This window comes from Aminobacter ciceronei, assembly GCF_014138625.1.
GTDB lineage: Bacteria > Pseudomonadota > Alphaproteobacteria > Rhizobiales > Rhizobiaceae > Aminobacter > Aminobacter ciceronei.
The window spans coordinates 1-22,323 of record NZ_JACJHY010000046.1 but is presented as its reverse complement, the minus strand read 5'-3'; the positions used below and the strand labels follow the sequence as shown (position 1 = coordinate 22,323).

At 64.4% G+C, this 22,323-nt stretch carries 19 protein-coding genes; 11 read left to right on the top strand and 8 right to left on the bottom strand.

The genetic code is table 11. The annotated features are described in order from the left end of the window. Positions 1–5: 5 nt before the first annotated feature. The 4 genes from HNQ95_RS30110 to HNQ95_RS30095 form a co-directional block, all read right to left on the bottom strand. Positions 6–512, bottom strand: a complete 507-nt coding sequence (locus tag HNQ95_RS30110; protein WP_067956474.1) for a GNAT family N-acetyltransferase — start codon at positions 510–512, stop codon at positions 6–8. Between the two features lie 129 nt (positions 513–641). Further along, positions 642–1,280, bottom strand: coding sequence for a TPM domain-containing protein (locus HNQ95_RS30105; protein WP_067956476.1), 639 nt, complete (start codon positions 1,278–1,280; stop codon positions 642–644). Between the two features lie 6 nt (positions 1,281–1,286). Continuing rightward, positions 1,287–2,147, bottom strand: a complete 861-nt coding sequence (locus HNQ95_RS30100) for a TPM domain-containing protein (protein WP_067956478.1) — start codon at positions 2,145–2,147, stop codon at positions 1,287–1,289. Between the two features lie 180 nt (positions 2,148–2,327). Beyond that, a complete protein-coding gene (locus tag HNQ95_RS30095) occupies positions 2,328–2,963 on the bottom strand; it encodes a LemA family protein (protein WP_067956480.1) in 636 nt (211 codons plus the stop codon). A gap of 101 nt (positions 2,964–3,064) precedes the next feature. On the opposite strand from HNQ95_RS30095, the gene HNQ95_RS30090 reads away from it, so the two are divergent. Genes HNQ95_RS30090 through HNQ95_RS30070 form a run of 5 tightly spaced genes read left to right on the top strand, consistent with a single transcriptional unit; the run spans position 3,065 to position 5,645 of the window. Further along, positions 3,065–3,322: a hypothetical protein gene (locus HNQ95_RS30090; protein WP_067956482.1), complete on the top strand. Its 258-nt coding sequence runs from the start codon at positions 3,065–3,067 to the stop codon at positions 3,320–3,322. A 2-nt stretch (positions 3,323–3,324) separates the two neighbouring features. Beyond that, entirely contained in the window at positions 3,325–3,546 is a 222-nt protein-coding gene (locus HNQ95_RS30085; protein WP_154386225.1) for a hypothetical protein, read from the top strand. Then, a complete protein-coding gene (pdxY, locus tag HNQ95_RS30080; protein WP_067956485.1) occupies positions 3,546–4,448 on the top strand; it encodes a pyridoxal kinase PdxY in 903 nt (300 codons plus the stop codon). The genes HNQ95_RS30085 and pdxY overlap by 1 nt, the downstream gene beginning before the upstream one ends. Then, positions 4,445–5,197, top strand: a complete 753-nt coding sequence (locus tag HNQ95_RS30075; RefSeq protein WP_067956488.1) for a DUF429 domain-containing protein — start codon at positions 4,445–4,447, stop codon at positions 5,195–5,197. Before pdxY ends, HNQ95_RS30075 begins: the two co-directional genes overlap by 4 nt. 43 nt (positions 5,198–5,240) lie before the next feature. Next, positions 5,241–5,645, top strand: coding sequence for a nuclear transport factor 2-like protein (locus HNQ95_RS30070; RefSeq protein ID WP_067956490.1), 405 nt, complete (start codon positions 5,241–5,243; stop codon positions 5,643–5,645). Between the two features lie 80 nt (positions 5,646–5,725). On the opposite strand, the gene HNQ95_RS30065 is transcribed toward HNQ95_RS30070, so the two are convergent. Next, positions 5,726–6,982 (bottom strand): multidrug effflux MFS transporter, encoded by a 1,257-nt coding sequence (locus HNQ95_RS30065; protein ID WP_067956491.1) that lies wholly within the window; start codon positions 6,980–6,982, stop codon positions 5,726–5,728. Beyond that, on the bottom strand, positions 6,979–7,455 hold the full coding sequence (locus HNQ95_RS30060) for a MarR family winged helix-turn-helix transcriptional regulator (RefSeq protein WP_067956493.1): 477 nt from the start codon (positions 7,453–7,455) through the stop codon (positions 6,979–6,981). Before HNQ95_RS30060 ends, HNQ95_RS30065 begins: the two co-directional genes overlap by 4 nt. 130 nt (positions 7,456–7,585) lie before the next feature. On the opposite strand from HNQ95_RS30060, the gene HNQ95_RS30055 reads away from it, so the two are divergent. The 3 genes from HNQ95_RS30055 to typA all read left to right on the top strand — a co-directional run bounded on the left by HNQ95_RS30055 (position 7,586) and on the right by typA (position 12,581). Beyond that, the gene (locus HNQ95_RS30055; RefSeq protein ID WP_182575977.1) at positions 7,586–9,640 is read left to right on the top strand and encodes a M3 family metallopeptidase; all 2,055 of its coding nucleotides are present in this window, start codon (positions 7,586–7,588) and stop codon (positions 9,638–9,640) included. 19 nt (positions 9,641–9,659) lie between these two features. Continuing rightward, positions 9,660–10,619, top strand: a complete 960-nt coding sequence (locus HNQ95_RS30050; protein WP_182575978.1) for a small ribosomal subunit Rsm22 family protein — start codon at positions 9,660–9,662, stop codon at positions 10,617–10,619. Between the two features lie 132 nt (positions 10,620–10,751). Beyond that, positions 10,752–12,581, top strand: coding sequence for a translational GTPase TypA (gene typA, locus HNQ95_RS30045; protein WP_067956499.1), 1,830 nt, complete (start codon positions 10,752–10,754; stop codon positions 12,579–12,581). 75 nt (positions 12,582–12,656) lie between these two features. Here the strand turns inward: typA and HNQ95_RS30040 are convergent, their stop codons facing one another. Then, positions 12,657–12,971 carry a YciI family protein gene (locus HNQ95_RS30040; protein ID WP_067956501.1) on the bottom strand — a complete coding sequence of 105 codons (315 nt, stop codon included), beginning with the start codon at positions 12,969–12,971 and terminating at the stop codon, positions 12,657–12,659. A gap of 205 nt (positions 12,972–13,176) precedes the next feature. Between HNQ95_RS30040 and HNQ95_RS30035 the strand changes: the two genes are divergently transcribed. From HNQ95_RS30035 to HNQ95_RS30025, 3 genes are all read left to right on the top strand, one after another. Beyond that, positions 13,177–13,788 carry a LysE family translocator gene (locus HNQ95_RS30035; protein ID WP_067966014.1) on the top strand — a complete coding sequence of 204 codons (612 nt, stop codon included), beginning with the start codon at positions 13,177–13,179 and terminating at the stop codon, positions 13,786–13,788. 189 nt (positions 13,789–13,977) lie between these two features. Next, a complete protein-coding gene (locus tag HNQ95_RS30030; RefSeq protein ID WP_182575979.1) occupies positions 13,978–18,768 on the top strand; it encodes an NAD-glutamate dehydrogenase in 4,791 nt (1,596 codons plus the stop codon). Positions 18,769–18,884: 116 nt separating this feature from the next. Next, positions 18,885–20,261, top strand: a complete 1,377-nt coding sequence (locus HNQ95_RS30025; protein WP_376769282.1) for an MFS transporter — start codon at positions 18,885–18,887, stop codon at positions 20,259–20,261. A gap of 190 nt (positions 20,262–20,451) precedes the next feature. On the opposite strand, the gene purH is transcribed toward HNQ95_RS30025, so the two are convergent. Then, positions 20,452–22,068, bottom strand: a complete 1,617-nt coding sequence (gene purH / locus HNQ95_RS30020; RefSeq protein WP_067956508.1) for a bifunctional phosphoribosylaminoimidazolecarboxamide formyltransferase/IMP cyclohydrolase — start codon at positions 22,066–22,068, stop codon at positions 20,452–20,454. Positions 22,069–22,323: the final 255 nt, after the last annotated feature.

The following is a 22,323-nucleotide window of genomic DNA, read 5'->3' as shown; positions in this document are numbered from 1 at the left end:
CCGGATCACTCCCAGACGAAAGCGACCTTCTTCAGCGCCTTGTGGTCGAAAACCTCGACGCCCTCGGCGATGTCGCGGCCGCCGGCACCGGAATAGAAGGCGAGCGCGTTGTCGTTCTCCTCGAGCGCCCAGACCACCATGCCCTTGAGGCCGTGGTCGGCGAGGCGCTGGCGGGCGGCGGCGAAAAGGCGGCTGCCGAGGCCGATGCCCTGGCATTCGGGGCGGAGGTAGAGTTCGTAGATCTCGCCCTGCTGCTTGAGTTCACGGGCGCGGTTGCGGCCGAGCGTGGCATAACCGGCAATCTTGCCGCCGATCTCGATCACCAGAACGGTTGCGGCGCGGCGGATGGCGTTGGCCCACCATTCGCCGCCGCGGCGGTTGATCATGGTGGTCAGCGCACGATGCGGGATGATGCCTGAATAGGCGCCGCGCCAGGCCTCGTGATGCACCTCGGCGATGGCATCCGCGTCGCGGGGCTCGGCTTTCCTGATGTCGATCGTCAGCGTGTTCATAGTTTCTTAACCATAAACCGCGCCGCGACAGTTGCAAAGAGTCCGCACGCAGCCGGAATGGCGTTTCATATGATCCGGATCGAGGATCAGGTGCAGGTGTGTCCAAATGGACTCACCAGGGCTATGCGGTCAGATCTCGACGAGGTGGTCGTCGAGTTCGTTGACGTCGGCTGAGGACACCGGGAAATGCCGGGCTAGCAGGGTGCCGACCGTGGCGATGGCCGCAACGAAACCGTCGGCGAGACGGTTGGCACGCGCTTCCGCGGTGAGGTCGCGGACGATGCCGTCCCAGGCATCCTGCGGAACCTTGGCGTGGATGCCGGCGTCGGCGACGACCTCGACATAACGTTCGGCCAGCGACACGAAGATCAGCACGCCGGTGCGTGCGGTGGTGAGATGCACGTTGCGGGCAAAGAACTGCCTGAGCGCGTTGGCGTGGGCGGCGCGGTAGAGCAGGCCGCGCGGGATGAGCCGGATGCGCAGGCCAGGCAGCCACCACAACAGCGCGCAGGCAGCCGCCGCCGCCAGCAGCTGAACGATGACGAAATGCGGCAGCCGGACGGCGACCCACCAGTGTTCGAGCGCGAAGGCGGCGGCGAGGCTGACCAGCAGGATGCCCGTGATGACGGCGAAGGCCGCGGCAAAGAAGTAGCCATCGCTGCGGTGGGCGACGACGCAGTAGATCTCGCCCGAGGTCTGGGCTTCGGCGGCGCGGATGGCCGCGGCGATGCGTCCGTGATCGCTGGGGGGGAGCGTGGTCTGGGTCATGTCGTTCTACCAGCTCCCCGATGAACCGCCGCCGCCGGAGGACCCGCCCCCGCCGGAAAATCCGCCGCCACCGCCGCCCGACGACCAGCCTCCGCCGCCGCTACCCGAGGACCAGCCGCCGCCTGATGACGACGAGCCGGAGCGCTGGTTGTAATTGAAGGTCATGCCGAGCCACTCGTAGCGGCCGGGTCCGAGCCTGCGGCCATACATGCGCGGCAGGATGGCCATGGCCATGCCGCCAAAGAAAAGAGTCGCCCAAAGCGCTATGAAGACGAAAAAGATGATGTCGTCTTCGCTCCAGCCGGCAACGCCGGTCTGCTCATTGCGCTTGGCGCGTGCCTCGAGTTCGGCGCCATCGCCCTCGACGACCATGACGATGTCGTCGACCGCCTTGGAAATGCCGCCCGAAAAATCGCCGGCGCGGAAGGCCGGCACCATGGTGTTCTCGATGATCAGCTTGGTGTGCAGGTCGGTGAGCACACCTTCCAGGCCGTAACCCACTTCGATGCGCATGCGCCGGTCGTTGGGCGCCACGATCAGCAGCACGCCATTGTCCTCGCCGGCCTGGCCGAGCTTCCAGGCGCGGAACAGGCGGTTGGCATAGGGCTCGATCTCCTCGCCGTCGAGGCTGGGGATGGTGGCGACGACGATCTGGTCGGAGGATTTCTGCTCGAAGGCCGCGAGTTTCTGGACCAGCTCGGCTTCGGTGGCGGCGTCGATGATGCCGGCGTCGTCGACGACACGGCCGGTGAGGATGGGCAGTTCGGCGGCGAGGACGGGAGCCGCAAACAACAGCAGAAGCAATGCGAGAAGGGCAGGGACGTGCTTGTGCACCCGCCTCTGGCCTGCCGGCCATCTTCCCAGCAAGGGGGGAGATTGGCAGCGTCGGCCGGCATGCTGGACGTTCGATATGTGCAATGAGCGCAGCCTGCGCGGCCAGCTGATCTCCCCCCTTGTGGGGGAGATGGCCGGCAGGCCAGAGGGGGGGGTGCAGGCGCCTGCGCTCAAGGTCATTTCCGCCACTTCATTGGGCGCGTGACGCCGTCATTACCCGCCCTGGCCGGTGCCGAAATTCACCTTGGGCGCCTCGAGCTTATCTTCGGCGACGGTGAAGTTCTGGAACGGCTGGTTGCGGAACCAGAGCGTGTTCCAGATCATGGCGGGGAAGGTCTTGAGCGAGGTGTTGTAGATGCGAACGGTCTCGATGTAGTCGCGGCGGGCGACGGCGATGCGGTTTTCGGTGCCTTCGAGCTGGGCCTGCAAAGCGAGGAAGTTCTGGTTGGCCTTGAGGTCGGGGTAGTTCTCGACAACCGCGAGCAGGCGTGACAGCGCGCTGGTCAGGCCGGCCTGGTTGTCCTGGAAAGCCTTGAAGGCGTTGGGGTCGGTCAGCGTTTCCGGCGTCACCGTCACCTGGGTTGCCTTGGCCCGGGCCTCGACGACGCCTTCGAGCGTGTCCTTCTCATGCGAGGCATAACCCTTCACCGTCTCGACCAGGTTGGGGATGAGGTCGGCGCGGCGCTGGTACTGGTTCAGCACTTCGCTCCATGCCGCCTTCGCCTGCTCTTCCTGGGTCGGGATGGTGTTGTAGCCACAGGCCGACAGCAACGGCATGACGATCGCCAGAACAACGAAAGCCGGAAGCAGACGGAAAGCAGGAAGTGCCGGCGAAGCTTGCATGCGCATCTGTTTGTCCTCGACAAAGCAACTGATCCGACAGCATTATCACAAACGCGCCCGGAGAAAACCGGCGTTCGATTTGGCGATGATGCCAGGAGTTTTTGACGATGGCGTCACCGAGAGACAGCGACGGCGAGAAGGAATCGCGCCGCATTCTCGACCGCATAGCACGCGAGAGCGACCCTGGCGGCGCGTCGTTCGTGGCGCGCAAGGCCAGCGAAATGCGCAATCATCTCGGCGCCGCCGACGTCGACAAGGCCGATCCGATCGAGCACATCGGCACGCGCATCGGCCGCATCCTCGGTTTTCTCCTGACCATCGGCCTCGTTCTGTGGCTGATCAATTATCTGGTTCGAGGCGGATAGTGGTGACAGGCAGTGAGGATGAGGGGCCGGCGCAATCTCGCCGCATCCTCAAACGGCTGTCGCGTGAGAGCGACCATGGCGGACGTTCGTTTGTCGCACGCCACAGATATGCTGCGAAAGAAGAAGGCGAGACGCCCAATGGCCTCTACATGCTGCTGGGTGCTGTGTTGGCTATCGCGCTTTTCTTCTGGTTGTTGTCTTACATTGCACTGGTGAAAATCTGATGAGCACTGAACAGTCCGGAGCGCCACGCGCGGTCATCGTCGTGTCGAGCCATGTCGCGCGCGGGTCGGTGGGCAACCGCGCGGCGGTGTTTGCGCTGGAGACGCTCGGCCACCCGGTCTGGGCCGTACCGACGGTGATCTTGCCGTGGCATCCCGGCCATGGCCGCGCGACGCGCATCGTGCCGCCGACAGAACAATTCGCCGCCTTCATGGCCGATCTTGAACGGGCGCCATGGCTCGGCGAAGTCGCTGCGGTGCTGTCGGGTTATCTCGGCGAGCCAGGCCAGGTGGAAGCTGTGGCCTCGCTGGTCGAAACGGTGAAGGTGAGAAATCCGAAGGCGCTCTATGTTTGCGATCCCGTCATCGGCGACAAGGGTGGGCTCTATGTCGCCGAGACGCTGGCCGCGGGCATTCGCGACAGGTTGCTGCCCTTGGCCGATATCGCCACGCCCAATCGCTATGAGCTCGAATGGCTGGCGGGTGCCAAGGCCGACGACATGCGTTCGACAATGGCGACTGCCCTCGGGCTCGGGCCGGCAACGATGCTGGTCACCTCGGCGCCGGCGATGATGGCCAACGGCACGGGCAATTTGCTGGTCACCCAGACGCAGGCGCTGCTGGCCGAGCACCGCACGGTCGAGCGCCCGCCGAACGGGCTCGGCGACCTGAGTGCTGCCGTCTTTCTGGCGCGACTGCTGGCCGGGCACACGCCATCCAAGGCGCTGCAGTCGACCACGGCCGCCGTCTACGAGATCCTGGCGCGCACGTCGAAGCGCGGCGGCGACGAGCTGCAGCTCGAAACCGATGCGCAAAGCCTGTCGCATCCGATGGCGATGGTCGAGCTGCGCACGCTCATCCATCCCTCGCGGAGCCGGAAACCCGGCCAGGATTCTGGGGCGTGACGGTTGCCGGCGTCGACGGCTGCAAGGCCGGATGGGTCGCGGTGATCCGCGACGACGCCGGAACGAGAGCTCAGGTGTTCGGCAGCTTCGACGCGCTGTTGGCGGCAATTCCAGACGATGCGGTGGTGGCGGTCGACATGCCGATCGGCCTGCCTGACTTCACCACCAAGGGTGGTCGTGGTCCCGAGATGCTGGTGCGGCCTTTGCTCGGTCAGCGGCAATCGAGCGTGTTTTCGATCCCGTCGCGCGCGGCAGTCCATGCCGAGGCGGCCGAGTTCACCGACCTCGAGGCCTGGTACGCCGCGCATCGCCGGTCGAGCGAGGTCGCTATGAGGACCTCTGAGCCGCCACGCGGCGTCTCGATCCAGGCCTTCGGCATATTTTCCAAGATACGGGAGATCGACGCGCTGATGATCTCGAGGCCGGAGCTGCGTGAGCGCGTGATCGAATCCCATCCCGAAGTGGCGTTCTGGCGGCTGAATGGCGGGCAGGCGATGAGACTGCCGAAGAAGATCAAGGGTCGCGTCAATCCCGACGGCATGGCGGAGCGGAAAACGCTTCTGGCGCGCGTCGGCCATGGCCGCGGCTTTCTCGACCAGCCTGCGCCGCGCGGTGCGGCTGCTGACGACTTCCTCGATGCCTGCGCGATGATGCTGATCGCCGAGCGGCACCGTCGCGGCGAGACCATGAGCTTTCCGTCGCCGCCCGGGCGCGATATCAATGGCATTCCGGTCGCGATCTGGGTTTAATGCTCTCGTCCGACAATTCTCCTGTCCGACAGGGAGGCGTGCGATGTTGCCCGTTCGTACGATTGCAGCAGTCCTGGCGCTGCTGGTGGCTGCCGGCGCCGTGGCGCAGGAGAGCATCGTCGACCGTTGGTATCAGGCGCTGCTCAAGGCGGATGGTCCGACCTTGTCGCAACTGTTGGCCGACAATGCGACGATACGGCTCGACGATATTGGCGTGACCCAGAGCAAGGCGGAGTTCATCGCCTCGATGGATGAATGGCAGGTTGCCGTGAAAGGCGCCAAGATCCGCCACAAGATCGAAGCGGAAATGGGCGAAACGACCGTGGTGCGTACCTGCTACGACTTCCCCAACAATGACATGACGACGCGCGAGACATTTACCGCCAGGAACGGCCTCATCGTCGCCAACACGCAGATGACGATCGGCGAGAATTGCGACGGCTTCTAGGGCGTTTCCGCTTTTCGTCGGTTGCGGAAGCTCTCTGTCTCCATGTCCTGCGCAATTCCGGACGGAAAACTGCTGCTGCTCTAGCCCTGCTTCAGCCGTGCCATCAGCGACGGCTCCGGCAGACGGCGCCAGATCAGCCATGACAGGATGGCAAGGAGGCCCATGATCGGGATCACGGTGGCGAGCGCATTGACCGGGTCACCCATCAATGCCGCCGCTGCACCGCCAACCATTCCCGCGCCCATCTGGAAGAAGCCCATCATGGCGGATGCCGCCCCGGCATTTTCGGGGAAGGGCGCCATCGCCGCCGTCATCATCGCCGGCGAGATCATGGCGATGCCGAAGGCGTAGATGCCGACCGGAACCATGACCAGCAGGAAGCTGGGTTCATAGGTCCTGAGCAGGATGGCCATGGCGATCGATCCGATGGCAACGAAAACCAGGCCGACGGGCACCATCCTTGCTGCGCCGAAACGCTTCATGAAGATGCGCATGACGATCGCGCCGGCCATGAAATTGGCGGTCTGCATCAGCATGCCGACGCCGAACTGGGTGGGCGTGAGGCCGACACGCTCCATCAGAATGAAGGCCAGCACGGTCGCTTGGGTGTAGATCGCGCCGGTCGTGCCGGCGATGACCAGGCAGCAGAGCACGAAATAGGGGCTGCGGAAGAGCGAGCCGTAGGAGGCAACGAGGGCTTTCGGCCTGATGCGGCTGAGGTCGCGCGTCACCGTTTCGCGCAGGGCAAAGATCGCCACCAGCATGACGACGACGCCGAGCAGCACCATCACCACGAAGATGGCATGCCAGCCGAACAACTCCATGGTCAGGCCGCCGAGGGTTGGCGCGATGGCCGGGCCGAGGGCCAAAAGGATGCCGATCATGTTCATGATGCGGGCGGAGCGTTCGTGGGTGAAGACGTCGCGAACGACGGCACGCGCCACCGAAACACCGACGGCGGCGCCGACGCCCTGCAGGAAGCGCGCGACGACGAGCGTTTCGATGTTCGGCGCCATCAGCGCCAGAACGCTTGCGGCAAGATAGATCGCCATGAAGGCGAGCGTGATCGGGCGGCGGCCAAAACCGTCGGAGAGCGGGCCACAGACGAGCTGGGCAAAGGCAAAACCGCCGAAATAGAGCGACAGCGTCATCTTGACTGCAGCTTCGGTGGTGCCGAAGGCCTGGACGATCTCGGGCATGGCCGGCGTGAACAGCGCCAGCGAGATCGGGCCGATGGCAACCATCAGGCCGCCGATCAGCGACACCCGGCGCTCGCTCATGATCGGTGCGGTTTCCACAAGGTCCAGCGCCTGGCTGATATCGGTGCGCATGTTCATGCCGCCGTGTCCTCGCCCGATAGCGCTTCGGTGCGCGTGGCGAGCAGGTTGGTGCGGGCTGCCCGCAGTGAAACGAGAAGGCGCTGCCAGTCGTCCGGATCGATGCCAAGCGCTGCCTCGCTTCGGATCGCGGCGGCGATCGGCTCGATCTGCCTGACGACGGTGGACCCGGCTTCGGTGAGGGTGACCAGCTTGGCACGGCGATCGGCCGGATCGGGCTGGCGCTCGACGAAACCCTTGGCTTCTAGCCGGTCGACAAGACCGCTCAGGGTCATCGCTTCGACACCCAGCCGCTCGGCCAATGCCGTCTGCCTGATCGGACCGGTGCGGCTGACATTGAGCAGCGCCCGGCCCTCGCCGGTGGTCAGGCCGAGGCCGGCTTCAGTGGTGCGGCGGTCCATCTCGGCGCGGATGATGCGCGAGAGATCGTTGACGATGAAGCCGAAAGTGTCGGTTTCCGGACTGGCAGGCATTTTAGTAAGTAATCCTTATTATATGGGTTACTTAGTTTACGTGAGGCGACGAGTCAATGCGGTTGCGCAGTTACCGGTCCGGCCCTACATCGAGGCTGTCCGAACCGAATGCCAATCGAGGAAGCCATTCATGTCTGCCAGCCAGAACATCGATCTCGCGCGTCATCCGCTGACCCATTGGGCCGGGCCGCTCGGCCTGCCGGATTTCACCAGGATCGAGGACAGCGATTTCGGGCCGGTGTTTGATGCAGCGCTTGCCGCGCACGCCGCCGAGATCGATGCGATTGCCGCCAATGCGGAACAAGCGACGGTCGCCAACACGCTTGAAGCAATGGAGCTCGCAGGTGATGCGCTCGACCGCGTGTCCTCGATCTTCTGGTGCCGCGCCGGTGCCCACACCAATGACGCGATCCAGGCGATGGAGCGTGAGATCTCGCCGAAGATGGCTCGCCATTTCTCGGCGATCTCGATGAACGAGAAGCTGTTTGCACGCATAGACGATCTCTACTCCCGCCGCGCTTCGCTCGGCCTAGACCCTGAGACGCTGAGGGTGCTGGAAAAAACCTGGAAAGGCTTCGTCCGTTCGGGTGCCAAGCTCGACCCGGTGGGCAAGAAGCGGCTTGCCGCTATCCAGGAAGAGCTTGCCTCGCTTGGCGCCAAGTTCGGCCAGAACGTTCTGGCCGACGAGAGGGAATGGGTGCTGTTTCTCGACGAAGGCGATCTCGACGGCCTGCCGGAATTTGTCCGTGGTGCGATGGGCCAGGCTGCCGAGGCGCGCGGCGAGACGGGTAAGTACGCCGTCACCTTGTCACGCTCGATCTATGAGCCGTTCACGACGTTCTCTGAGCGGCGTGACCTGCGCGAAAAGGCATTCAAGGCCTTTGCGGGACGCGGCGAAACAGGTGGCGAGACCGACAATGCCAGCATTGTGCGCGATACGCTCAGCCTGCGCGCCGAAAAGGCCAGGCTGCTCGGCTATGACAGCTATGCGGCGCTGAAGCTCGACGACACCATGGCAAAGACCCCCAAGGCGGTGATGGAGTTGCTTGAGCCGGTGTGGAACAAGGCGCGCGAGAAGGCCGCCGCCGACGAGACCGAACTGCAGCGCCTTGCAGCGGCCGCCGGCAGCAACGACAAGCTCGCCGCCTGGGACTGGCGCTTCTATCAGGAGAAGCTGCGGGCGGAGAAATACGCCTTCGACGAGGCCGAGCTGAAGCCCTACCTCCAGCTCGAGAACGTCATCAAGGCCTGCTTCGATGTCGCGACCCGGTTGTTCGGCATCACCTTCAAGGAAGTGCCCGATGTTGCCGCCTGGCATCCCGATGCCAGGGTGTTCGAGGTGTTCAACGCCGACGGCAGCACGCGCGGGCTCTTCCTCGCCGACTATTTTGCCCGCCAGTCGAAGCGTTCGGGTGCCTGGATGAGTGCGCTGCAGTCAGGCTACAGGCTGGGCAAGGGCTCGACGCCGATCATCTACAACATCATGAACTCCGCCAAGCCGAAGGCCGGCGAGCCGGCGCTGCTGTCGCTCGACGAGGCCAAGACGCTGTTCCATGAATTTGGCCACGCTTTGCATGGCATGCTGACCGATGTCACCTGGCCGTCAGTGGCGGGCACCTCGGTCAGCCGCGACTTCGTCGAATTGCCGTCGCAACTCTACGAACACTGGCTGACGGTGCCGGCGGTGCTGGAAAAGCATGCGCTGCATTACAAGACCGGCAAGCCGATGCCCAAGGCTCTGCTCGACAAGATGCTGGCTGCCAAGACTTTCGGCGCCGGCTTTGCCACCGTCGAGTTCGCCTCGTCGGCGCTTGTCGACATGGCCTATCATGCCCGGCCGGACGCACCGACGGAGCCCGCCGCCTTCGAAGCCGAGACACTGGAAAAGCTCGGCATGCCGGATGCGATCGTCATGCGTCACCGTACGCCGCATTTCCTGCATGTGTTCTCGGGCGAGGGCTATTCGGCCGGCTACTACTCCTACATGTGGTCGGAAGTGCTCGACGCCGACGCCTTCGCCGCCTTCGAGGAAACCGGCGACGCCTTCAATCCCGGCATGGCCGAGAAGCTGCGCAAGCACATCTATGCGGCAGGCGGTTCGGCCGATCCGGAAGAACTCTACAAGGCCTTCCGCGGCAAGTTGCCGTCGCCGGAGGCGATGATGGAAAAGCGCGGCCTCGTATAGGCCGCGGACGGGCAGGCCGATGGAACTACCGGCAGCATTGCGGGCGGCGGTCGACCGGGCGCTGGAAGGCGTGCCGCTTGGCGAGTTGCAGCGGGCTGCCGACACCTTGTCGAGCCGCTATCGCGCCGAGTTGCGCGATGGAAAACTGCATCTGTCGGACGAGATGTTCGCCAACGCCTATCTGGCGACGCGGCTGCCGGCGACATTTGCGGCCGTCAGGGCGAGTCTCGAAAGTGCCGCCGAGCTGATGCCTGACTTTGCGCCTAAAAGCCTGCTCGACGTCGGTGCCGGTCCAGGCACGGCACTTTGGGCGGCTTCGGACTGCTGGCCGAGCATCGATTCCGCGACGATGCTCGAGGCAAGCCAGGCGATCCGTAAGGTTGGCATTGCGTTGTCGGCGCATTCGGGCGTTGCGCATGTGGATTGGCGTGTGGCGGATGCCGCCAAGAGCTTCGAGGCCGACAAGGCCGATCTGGTGACGCTGGCCTATGTGCTGGACGAGTTGTCGCCGGCCGAGGGGCTCGCGTTGGTCGAGCGCCTGTGGGCTGCCACCGACGGCCTGCTTGTTGTGGTCGAGCCCGGCACGCCGGCCGGCTGGCAGCGCATGATGGCGGTGCGACAGCGCCTCATCGATCTCGGCGCACATCTGACGGCACCTTGTCCGCATGCCGACGCCTGCCCGATCGTCGAGCCCGACTGGTGCCATTTTTCGCGCCGCGTGGCGCGCTCGCGGCTGCATCGGCTGACCAAGCGTGGCGAGGTGCCGTGGGAAGACGAGAAGTACATTTTCCTGGCCGCGTCGCGCATGCCGGCTGAACCATTCCGCGCCCGGGTCTTGGCGCCGGCGCGCGGCGGATCGGGCAAGGTCCAGCTCAAACTGTGCCTGGAAAATGGCTCGATCGAGGAAAAGCTCTTGACCAAGCGCGATGGCGAGCTGTTCAGGTCGGCACGACGGGCCGACTGGGGCGACTTCTTGTAGGCTTGCCGGCGGGCAGAAAATCGGCCGATTTGCCCGCCCCCCTTTCGCATTTGCGAAAAAAGCTGTATGAGCCCGGCCACACGAAACGCGGCGCGTCGACAGGCAGTGCCCGCAACGCTCCCGAGTAGACATATGAACCTCCGCAATATCGCGATCATCGCGCACGTCGACCATGGCAAGACCACGCTCGTCGACCAGCTTCTCAAGCAATCCGGCTCGTTCCGTGAAAACCAGCGCGTCGCCGAGCGCGCGATGGATTCGAACGATCTCGAAAAGGAACGCGGCATCACCATCCTGGCCAAGGCGACTTCGGTCGACTGGAAGGACACCCGCATCAACATCGTCGACACCCCTGGCCACGCCGATTTCGGCGGCGAGGTCGAACGCATCCTGTCGATGGTCGACAGCGCGATTGTTCTGGTCGACGCTGCCGAAGGCCCGATGCCGCAGACCAAGTTCGTGGTCGGCAAGGCGCTCAAGGTCGGCCTGAAGCCGATCGTCGTCATCAACAAGATCGACCGTCCTGATGGCCGCCATCAGGAAGTCATCAACGAGGTGTTCGACCTGTTCGCAGCCCTCGACGCCACCGACGAACAGCTCGACTTCCCGATCCTCTACGGTTCGGGCCGCGATGGCTGGGTTTCCGAGAATCCGGAAGGCCCGAAGGACCAGGGCCTGGCGCCGCTGTTCGACCTCGTGCTCAAGCACGTACCGGCACCGACGGTTCACCCCGGCCCGTTCCGCATGATCGGCACCATTCTCGAGGCGAACCCGTTCCTCGGTCGCATCATCACCGGCCGCATCGAATCCGGCACGCTGAAGTCCAACCAGCCGGTCAAGGTGCTGCACCATGACGGTTCGCTGCTGGAAACCGGCCGCGTCTCCAAGATCCTCGCCTTTCGTGGTCTCGAGCGTCAGCCGATCGAAGAAGCGCAGGCAGGCGACATCGTTGCCATCGCCGGCCTTTCCAAGGGAACCGTCGCCGACACCTTCTGCGACCCGGCCGTGACCGAGCCGCTGCATGCGCAGCCGATCGATCCGCCGACCGTCACCATGTCCTTCATCGTCAACGACTCGCCGCTGGCCGGCACCGAAGGTGACAAGGTCACCAGCCGCGTCATCCGCGACCGTCTGCTCAAGGAAGCCGAAGGCAACGTCGCCCTCAAGATCGAGGAATCGGCCGACAAGGATTCGTTCTACGTCTCCGGCCGTGGCGAATTGCAGCTGGCCGTGCTGATCGAAACGATGCGCCGCGAGGGCTTCGAGCTTGCCGTGTCGCGTCCGCGCGTCGTCATGCAGAAGGACGAGAACGGCGACCTGCTCGAGCCCGTCGAAGAAGTCGTCATCGACGTTGATGAAGAGCATGCCGGCGTCGTCGTCCAGAAGATGTCGGAGCGCAAGGCCGAGATGGTCGAGTTGCGTCCTTCAGGCGGCAACCGCCAGCGTCTGGTGTTCCATGCGCCGACGCGCGGCCTGATCGGCTACCAGTCGGAACTGCTCACCGATACGCGTGGCACGGCTGTCATGAACCGCCTGTTCCACTCCTACCAGGGCTACAAGGGCGAGCTGCCCGGTCGCACCAACGGCGTTCTGATCTCCAATGATCAGGGTGAGTCGGTTGCATTCGCCATGTGGAACCTGGAAGACCGCGGCCCGATGGTCATCGACGCCGGCGTGAAGGTCTACCAGGGCATGATCATCGGTATCCACAGCCGCGACAACGACCTCGAGGTCAACGTGCTGAAGGGCAAGAAGCTGACCAATATCCGCGCCGCCGGCAAGGATGAAGCAGTGCGCCTGACGCCGCCGATCCGCATGACGCTCGAGCGCGCGCTCGCCTGGATCCAGGACGACGAACTGGTCGAAGTGACGCCGAAGACCATCCGCCTGCGCAAGCTCTATCTCGACCCGAACGAGCGCAAGCGCTTCGAGAAGTCGTCGAAGACCGCCGGCGCGGCATAAGCCACGCGGCACAAATCAAGAGGGCGTCTCCAATGGAGGCGCCCTTTTTGCTTTGGGGCGTGGGTGCGACCCCGACTACATCTCGATGATGGGTGCGACTTCCACCGAACCACCGGCGTGGAGGATAGGGCAGCCCTTGGCGATGCGCGCGGCGTCGGCGGGATCCTTGGCGTCGAACACCGAATAGCCGCTGACCGGATTGGCGCCGCCGTCATTGGTAACAGCGCCGTTGGCGGCAACCGTCTGAGACTTGCCGACCGGATTGCCGCCATCGACGACGGCAGCGCCCAAGCCGGCAAACCAGTCCATCCAGGCCTTCATCACCTTGGCGCCTTCTTCCTCCGATTGCGGCATGGCGCCGCCGTGATAGACGAAGAGAAACTTGGCCATGACATCTCCTCCGTGGCGTGCCGAGGTGCCGGCCACCCGACATCGTGCCGGCGCGCGAGCTATTCATTTGCCTGTAGGCTGTCCTGGACAACCTGCTTTCCTGTCCGATCTCGCAAAGTTGATGGCATAGGCGCCTGGTTCGTCTGGCGGTTGCAAGTTGCGGCGCATGCCGTAAGGTTCCGCGACCAGCCATTCGGGGATGACGATGGAACCGACTTCGCTTCTGATCTTTGCCGGTGCTCTGCTTGTTGCCGCCGGTTCGCCCGGGCCTTCCATTGCAGCACTGGTGGCACGGGTCATCTCGAAGGGCTTTCGTGACGTGTTGCCGTTCCTGGCGGCGATGTGGATCGGCGAGGCGATCTGGCTTTCGCTGGCGGTGTTTGGCCTCGCCTTCGTGGCGCAGTCCTTTCACATGGCCTTCGTCGTGGTGAAGTGGGCTGGCGTCGCCTATCTCGTCTACCTCGCCTGGAAAATGTGGACGGCCCCCGTCGACACGCGCGAAGGCGAGATGCCGAGTCAGGATTCTCCGCTCAAGCTTTTCGCTGCCGGCATGGCCGTGACGCTCGGCAATCCCAAGATCATGATGTTCTATCTGGCGCTGTTGCCGACGATCATCGACCTGGCTTCGGTGAGCGTCGTCGGCTGGCTGGAACTGACGCTGACGATGGCGGCGGTGTTGATCGCCATCGACCTCGCCTGGGTGTTCGCAGCAGCACAGGCGCGCAAGCTTTTGCGGAGCAAGCGGGCGATGCAGATTGCGAATCGGGTGAGCGCCACGACCATGGCGGGTGCGGCCGCGGCGATTGCCGCGAGGTAAAAGGCCAAAGTTTTGTCAGGCCGGGTACGCAGCGAGCCTTGGGGACGCTGCGTCAGCCTATTTTGCAGGCAATTTCTGCCTGCCCGATAGGCGTTTTTGCCTACCTTCCGTCAAACCTTTGTCGCTAAAGGCAGGCCATCTGCTACGATAGTCGCAAAAGCATGTGACGGGACGGGAGAAACTAGCGTCATGGCCGCATCTGTGAAGTCTAAGGCGAAATCCGCCAAGACTGCATCCGCCTCCAAATCCTCCAACAGACCTCCCCAGCTGCACGAATTGCTGCTCGCCCGAGCGCCGGCCGAGGACGTGGCCGATTACGAGCCGGGCATGCTGGAGCGCGCAGCACAGCTCGCCGAGCAGGCCGTGCTCAAGCACCGCAAAGGTTCTTCGGTCATCGACATCGAGACCGACGGCAGCGTCGTCCGCCATGACCGGCCGGTCACTGTTGTCACCGTCGTCAACGACAACATGCCGTTCCTGTTCGATTCGGTGCTCGGCGAGATCACCGAAGCCGCCGGCGAGCCGGTGCTTGTCACCCACCCGGTCATCCACGTGCGCCATGGCCGCACCGGCGTCGACGAGATCCTGAGCGATGGCGGCCACAAGGGCGAGGAGGCGGCCGACAAGGTCAGCGTCATTCACGTCCACATTCCGCCGCTTGGCAAGGAGGCCGCAGAAGCGCTGCGCGAGCGGCTGAAGAAGCTGCTTGGGCAGGTGCGCGCCGCCGTCACCGACTGGAAGCCGATGCTGGCCAGGCTCGACCAGGCGATCTCGGAATTCCGCTATGCGCCGATCCCGCTCGACAAGAATGCGGTGACCGAGGCGATCGCCTTCCTCGAATGGCTGCGTGACGACAATTTCACCTTCCTCGGCATGCGCGAATTCAAATATTCGGGCGGCGAAAAGAGTGGCGTACTGGAACGCTCCGACAAGCCGGGCCTCGGCATCCTCGCCGACCCCGACGTTCTGGTGCTGCGCCGCGACACCATCGACGCGACGTCGACGACACCCGAAATCCGCGCCTTTCTGCATGGCCCGGATCCGCTGATCGTCACCAAGGCCAATGCCAAGTCGGCGGTGCACCGCCGCGCCTATCTCGACTACATCGGCATCAAGACCTACGACGCCAAGGGGCAGCTGTCGGGCGAACTGCGCATCGTCGGCCTGTTCACCTCGACCGCCTACACGCGCTCGGTGATGAAGATTCCCTATCTGCGCTCCAAGGCCGAAACCGTGGTGCAGAAGTCGGGCTTCGACCCTGCCGACCATTCCGGCAAGGCGCTGATCAACGTGCTTGAATCCTATCCGCGCGACGAGCTGTTCCAGGTCGCCGTGCCGACGTTGCGCAAGCATTCCGAGGCCATCCTCGGCTTGATCGAACGGCCGCGCGTGCGTGCGCTGGTGCGTGTCGACCAGTTCGATCGCTTTGTCTCGATCCTCGTCTTCGTGCCGCGCGACCGCTACGATTCGGTGGTGCGCGAGAAGATCGGCGCCTATCTCAAGTCCGTGTTCGAAGGCCGCCTGTCGGCCTATTACCCGGCCTTCCCCGAGGGCGGGCTGGCGCGCGTCCATTTCATCATCGGCCGCTCCGGCGGCAAGACGCCCAAGGTCGAGCAGACGGCCATCGAGGCGGCAATCCGCGATATGGTGCGGACCTGGGAGGACGGCTTGCGCGAGGCTTCAGCCGAGGCCGGCTCATCCGCATCTTTCGTCAGGCTCGCCAGCCACTTCCCGCAGGACTACCAGAACAGCTTCTCGCCGGCGGCAGCCCTCGTCGATGCCGAGCGCATCGCCTCGATCGGCGCATCCAACCCGATCGTCATCGACTGCTATCGCGACACCGGCCAGGCGTCCACACAGGCCTCGCTGAAGATCTATCACCACGGCGCGCCGGTGGCGCTGTCGCGGCGCGTGCCATTGCTCGAGAACATGGGCTTCCGCGTTATCAGCGAGCGCACATTCGAACTGGGCGAGAAGGGCGAAGACCAGATCTTCATCCATGACATGGAGCTGGAGAACGCCTACGGCCAGCCGATCGACCTCGCCGACAGTGGCGCGCTGTTCGAAGAGGTGTTCCTGTCGGTCTGGAACGGCGACGCCGACAATGACGGTTACAACGCGCTGGCGCAGACGGCAGGTCTCGGCTCCAACGAGATTCTTATCCTGCGTGCCTATGGCCGCTACCTGCAGCAGGCCGGCATTCCGCAGAGCCAGGATTTCATCGCGGCAGCGCTGAACCGCTATCCCGATATCGCGCGCGGCCTGCACGCGCTTTTCCTCGCCCGGCTCGATCCGGCACAGGAACAGGACGGCCTGGTCACCGCCAAGCACCTCAAGGCCAAGATCAAGGACGCGCTCGAGGCGGTCCCCAATATTGACGACGACACCATCATCCGGCGCTACGTCAACCTGATCGAAGCGTCGCTCAGGACCAACCACTTCGTGGCGGGTAAGAAGGAACGTGGCCAATCGCTGGCGATCAAGCTCGACTCGCGCAGCGTCGAAGGCCTGGCAGAGCCGCGGCCGTGGCGCGAGATCTTCGTTTATGGTTCGGAGGTCGAGGGGCTGCATCTGCGCTTCGGCGCGGTGGCGCGCGGCGGCCTGCGCTGGTCTGACCGTGCCCAGGACTATCGCACCGAGGTGCTTGGCCTGGTCAAGGCGCAGCAGGTCAAGAATGCCGTCATCGTGCCTGTCGGCGCCAAGGGCGGCTTCTTCCCCAAGCGCCTGCCCGTGGGGGGCAGCCGCGACGCGGTGTTCGAGGCCGGCAAGGCTGCTTACGTCAATTTCGTCTCCAGCCTGCTGTCGATCACCGACAATCTCGACGGCGACAAGGTGGTGCCGCCGGCGGGCGTTGTCCGCCGCGATATGGACGATCCCTATTTCGTCGTTGCCGCCGACAAGGGCACGGCGACCTTCTCCGACACGGCCAACGGCATCAGCGAGAAGCACGGCTTCTGGCTCGACGACGCCTTCGCCTCGGGCGGCTCGGCCGGCTACGACCACAAGAAGATGGGCATCACGGCGCGTGGCGCCTGGGAAGCGGTCAAACGGCACTTCCGTGAGATGAACCGCGACATCCAGACGACGCCGTTCACCGTCGTCGGCGTCGGCGACATGTCCGGCGACGTCTTCGGCAACGGCATGCTGTTGTCCGAGCAAACGAAGCTGATCGCCGCTTTCGACCACCGCGACATCTTCATCGATCCCGAGCCCGATATGGCCGCGTCCTTTGCCGAGCGCAAGCGGATGTTCGACCTGCCGCGTTCGAGCTGGCAGGACTATGACAAGTCCAAGCTGTCGGCAGGCGGCGTGATCGTTTCGCGCGCCCAGAAGTCGGTGACGCTGCCGCAGGCGGCGGCAACGGCGATCGGGCTCGCCAAGACGACCGCATCGCCGACCGAGATCATGAACGCCATCCTGCGGGCGCAGGTCGACCTGTTGTGGTTCGGCGGCATCGGCACCTATGTCAGGGCGACCGGCGAAACCAACCAGGAAGTCGGTGACCGCGCCAACGACGCGATCCGCGTCACCGCCACCGACCTCAGGGTCAAGGTGATCGGCGAGGGTGCCAATCTCGGCGCAACCCAACGGGCGCGCATCGAGTTCGGCCTCAAGGGCGGGCGCTGCAACTCGGACGCCATCGACAATTCGGGCGGCGTCAATTCGTCCGACGTCGAGGTCAACATCAAGATCGCGCTGGCTTCGGCGATGCGCAAGGGCACGCTGCAGCGGCCGGCGCGCAACAAGTTCCTCGCCGAAATGACCGAGGAGGTTGCCGGGCTGGTGCTGGCCAACAACTACGAGCAGACGCTGGCGCTGTCGGTTGCGGCCAAGCGCGGTATTCAGGACATCGCGCATCAAGGCCGCTTCATGAGCGCGCTCGAGGCGCGCGGACTGCTCGACCGCGCCGTCGAGAACCTGCCATGGCCGCCTGCTCTGGCCGAACGCCAGACGCGTGGCGAGCCGCTGACCCGGGCCGAGCTTGGCGTGCTGCTCGCCTATGCCAAGATCGTGCTGTTCTCCGACATCGTCGCCAGCGACGTGCCCGACGAAGCCCATTTCGAACGTGATCTGCTCGGCTACTTCCCCGAGCGCATGGCCAAGAAATATGCCGCCGAGATCGGTGGTCACCGGCTGCGCCGCGAGATCATCGCGCGTGTCGTCGCCAACGATCTCGTCAATCGTGGTGGGCCATCCTTCGTCAACCGGCTGCAGGAGGCCAGCGGCCGTTCGGCGGCCGATGTGGTGCGGGCTTTTGCCGTCGTGCGCGATGGCTTTGCTCTGCCGGCGCTCTATCGCGAGATCGACGCGCTCGACAATGTCGTCGACGGCACGCTGCAGCTCGACCTGTATCAGGCGGTCAGCCGGCTGATCTTCGGTACCAGCGGCTGGTATCTGCGCAACGAGCACAGCGACGCGCCATTGGCGAGCCGCATCGCCGAGCTGCAGGAAGCACGCGCAGCACTGGAGCCGAAGTTCTCAGGCATGCTGCCTGCCTTCACCCGCGAGCGCATCGAAAACCGCAAGGCTGGCTTTGCCGCCGCCGGTGCGCCGGAGAAACTGGCCGAGCGGCTGTCGCTGCTCGAGGCAGGCGAACTGGTGCCCGACATCGCCCTGGTGGCCAAGACCGCCAAGGCCGACATCCTGGCAGCGGCGAAGGCGTTCTTCGGCGTCAGCGAGGCGTTCCGCATTCCGCGGATCGAGGATGCAACGCATGCGATCGCCACCTCCGACTATTATGAGGGGCTGGCGCTGTCGCGTGCATCCGACACCATCGGTGCGGCGCGACGCGGCATCGCGGTTGCGGCATTGACCGGTTTCGGCAAGGCTGCCGATCCGGTCGCGGCATGGCTCGACGCCGGCGGCGACAGGACCAACCGTACCCGCGACAGGCTGCAGGCCCTGACGGAGGGTGGCGACATCACCGTGTCGCGCCTGACGGTGGCGGCCGGGCTGATGAGCGACCTGTCGGGACGCTGAGCCCTTGCAACGGCGCCTGCCACGGCAACCGTGGCAGGCATTTTCCTCAAGGACCACGCAAGCGAACTACGCTATAGCTCCAGACAACGCGCTGATGCGGCGCGCGCGGAGGGATGATGGCTGACACGATGGTGGTTCAACGCACGCCTCGGCGTGGCGTCTGGGGATGGATGTTCTTCGACTGGGCGGCGCAGCCGTTCTTCACCGTGGTCACCACCTTCATCTTCGGTCCCTATTTCGTCTCGCGCATGGCGACCGATCCGGCCATGGGCCAGGCAGCCTGGGGTTACGGCATTGCTGCAGCCGGTTTCGTCATCGCCATCCTGTCGCCGGTGCTTGGCTCGATCGCCGACCAGACCGGCCCGCGCAAGCCGTGGATCGCATTCTTTGCCGCGATCAAGATCATCAGCCTGTGCCTGCTCTGGTATGCCGAGCCCGGATCGCCGCTGGTGCCGATCGTCCTGCTGTTTTCGCTCGCTTCGGTGGCGGCGGAGTTCTCGATCGTCTTCAATGATTCGATGATGCCTCGCCTTGTTTCGAAGGAGGAGATCGGCAAGATTTCCAACATTGCCTGGGGCCTTGGTTATCTCGGCGGCATGATCGTGCTGATCTTCGTCGTCGGTTTCCTGGCTGCGTCGCCCGAGAGCGGCAAGACCATCATCGGTGCGGCCCCGCTGTTCGGGCTGGACCCGGTGGCAGGCGAGGATGCTCGCGCCACAGGCCCGATTTCAGCACTGTGGTACCTCGTCTTCATCCTGCCGATGTTTTTCTTTACGCCCGACAGCGGCAAGGGCATCGCCATCCGGCCGGCCGTGCGGCTGGGGCTTTCCGAGCTCAAGTCGACGATCGGCGAGGTGCGCCAGCGCACCGGCATCTTCCGTTTCCTCGTCGCCCGCATGATTTACCAGGACGGCGTCAACGCCTTGCTCGGTCTTGGCGGCGCGTTCGCGGCTGCGATGTTCGGTTGGACAATCACTGAAATCGGAATCTACGGCATCATTCTCAATGTCGTCGCCATCTTTGGCTGCCTGGTTGCCAGCCGTCTCGACACCAGCTTCGGTTCCAAGGTCGTGGTGGTGTTTTCGCTGGTGCTGCTGACGATCGCCACCATCGGCATCGTCTCCACCGGACCGGGCTACACGCTGTTCGGCCTGTGGCAGATGCCTGGTGCCGATACCAACGGGCTGTTCGGCACGCCCGCCGAGAAGGCCTACATTGCCTTCGGCCTGCTGGTCGGCATTGCCTTCGGCCCGGTGCAGGCGTCGTCGCGCTCCTATATGGCGCGCAGTGTCTCGGCCGATGAGGCAGGGCGCTATTTCGGTCTGTATGCGCTGTCGGGCCGGGCGACCAGCTTCGTCGCGCCGTTCGTGGTCGCGACAGTCACCGCCCTGAGCGGCTCGCCACGGCTTGGCATGGCGATGATCATCATATTCTTCGTCGTCGGGCTGGCAGTGTTGTTGCGCACGCCCTATCCGGCTGACGAGGTGAAATAGCGGATATTATCTTCCCGCTGTGGGAGAAGCTGTCACCGAAGACGACGGATAGCGGTGCTGGACGAGGCGGTGCGTCTCAAGGTTTCGGCGCTCGCCGCTTTTCTGGCAACACCTCACTCCGTCCAGAACCCCTCGTCCGGCTTTGCTCCGCTCACTACCTTCTCCCGCAACAGGAGAAGGTACCTGCCCCTCAGTGCCTGAAGTGTCTCACGCCGGTGAAGATCATGGCGATACCATGGGCATCTGCCGCGGCGATGACGTCGTCGTCGCGCATCGAGCCGCCTGGCTGGATGACAGCGGTGGCGCCCGCCTCGACGGCAGACAGCAGACCGTCAGCGAAGGGGAAGAAGGCATCGGAGGCAACCACCGACCCCTTGGTCAGCGGTTCGGCGAGGCCGGCGGCTTCCGCGGCATCCAGCGCCTTGCGGGCGGCGATGCGCGATGAATCGACACGGCTCATCTGGCCGGCGCCGATACCCACCGTGGCAAGATCCTTTGCATAGACGATGGCGTTCGACTTGACGTGCTTGGCGACACGGAAGGCGAATTTCAGGTCTTCGATCTCGCGTTGGGTCGGTTGGCGCCTGGTCACGACATTGAGGTCGAGCGTATCGACGACGGCGTTGTCGCGCGATTGGACAAGCAGGCCGCCGGCGACCGACTTGACCGAAAGGCCGGCGCGATCCGGATCGGGCAGGCCGCCTGTCACCAGCAGGCGAAGGTTCTTCTTGGCAGCGACGATGGCCTGGGCCTCCGGCGTAGCCTCCGGCGCAATGATGACTTCGGTGAAGATCTTGACGATCTCCTCGGCCGCCTCGGCGTCGAGAATGCGGTTGAGCGCAACGATGCCGCCGAAAGCCGAGACGGGGTCACAGGCGAGCGCCCGGGCATAGGCCTCGGTCAGCGTTGCACCCTCGGCGACACCGCACGGATTGGCGTGCTTGATGATGGCGACGGCGGCCGTGCGGACAGGGTCGAACTCGCCGGCCAGCTCGAAGGCTGCGTCGGTATCGTTGATGTTGTTGTAGGACAGTTGCTTGCCCTGGAGCTGGGTCGCGGTGGCGACTCCGGGACGCTTGTCGCCGGTCAGGTAGAAGCCGGCCGATTGATGCGGGTTCTCGCCATAGCGCATGACGCTCTGCAGCTTGCCGCCGAAAGCGCGCCAGTCGGGCGTCTCGATCTCGAGCGCCTCGGCAAACCAGCCCGAGATCGCCGCGTCATAGGCGGCGGTGCGCGCAAAGGCCTTGGCGGCGAGCTTCTTGCGGAACTCGTAGGTCAGGCAGCCATTGTTGGCGACGATGCTGTCGAGCACGTCCTTGTAGTCGGCCGGGTCGGTGACGATGGCGACATAGGCGTGGTTCTTGGCCGAGGCGCGAACCATGGCCGGGCCGCCAATGTCGATGTTCTCGACGATCGAGGCGTAGTGAGCGCCGGAATCGCGGACCTCCTCGAAGGGATAGAGATTGACCACCACGAGGTCGATCGGCTCGATGCCGTGCTCGGCCATGGCAGCGACATGCTCGGGGTCGTCGCGGACGCCGAGCAATGCGCCATGGACTGACGGATGCAGCGTCTTGACGCGGCCGTCCATGATCTCGGGGAACTTGGTGAGCTCGGAAACGTCGCGGACGGCGATGCCCTCGGCCGAAATACTCTTGGCGGTGCCGCCGGTGGAGACCAGCTCGACACCGACATTGGTCAGGCACTTGGCAAATTCGATCAGCCCGGTCTTGTCGGAGACCGACAGCAAAGCGCGCCGGATCGGCACGAGGTCGGGTGCGGGGATCTTCTTGGAAACGACGGCCATGGGTGGCGGGCCCTTCAAAGTTGGGAGCGGAAACTTTGCTTGCGGGCGGCCTAGCACATGAGGCTCGGAAATCAAGGCGCGCAGCGGCGCATGCGGCCTATTTCCCGAGGTGATGCCGATCAGGCGCTCAAGGTGCCTCCGCAATCCTGGACGGCTCTAGCTGTCGTTTCCAAGAAGGTTGTTCAGTCTTTGGAACGGGCTGATGCCTCCAAGGGCCGAGTGTGGGCGTGCCAGGTTGTAGTTGGCTGCCCATTG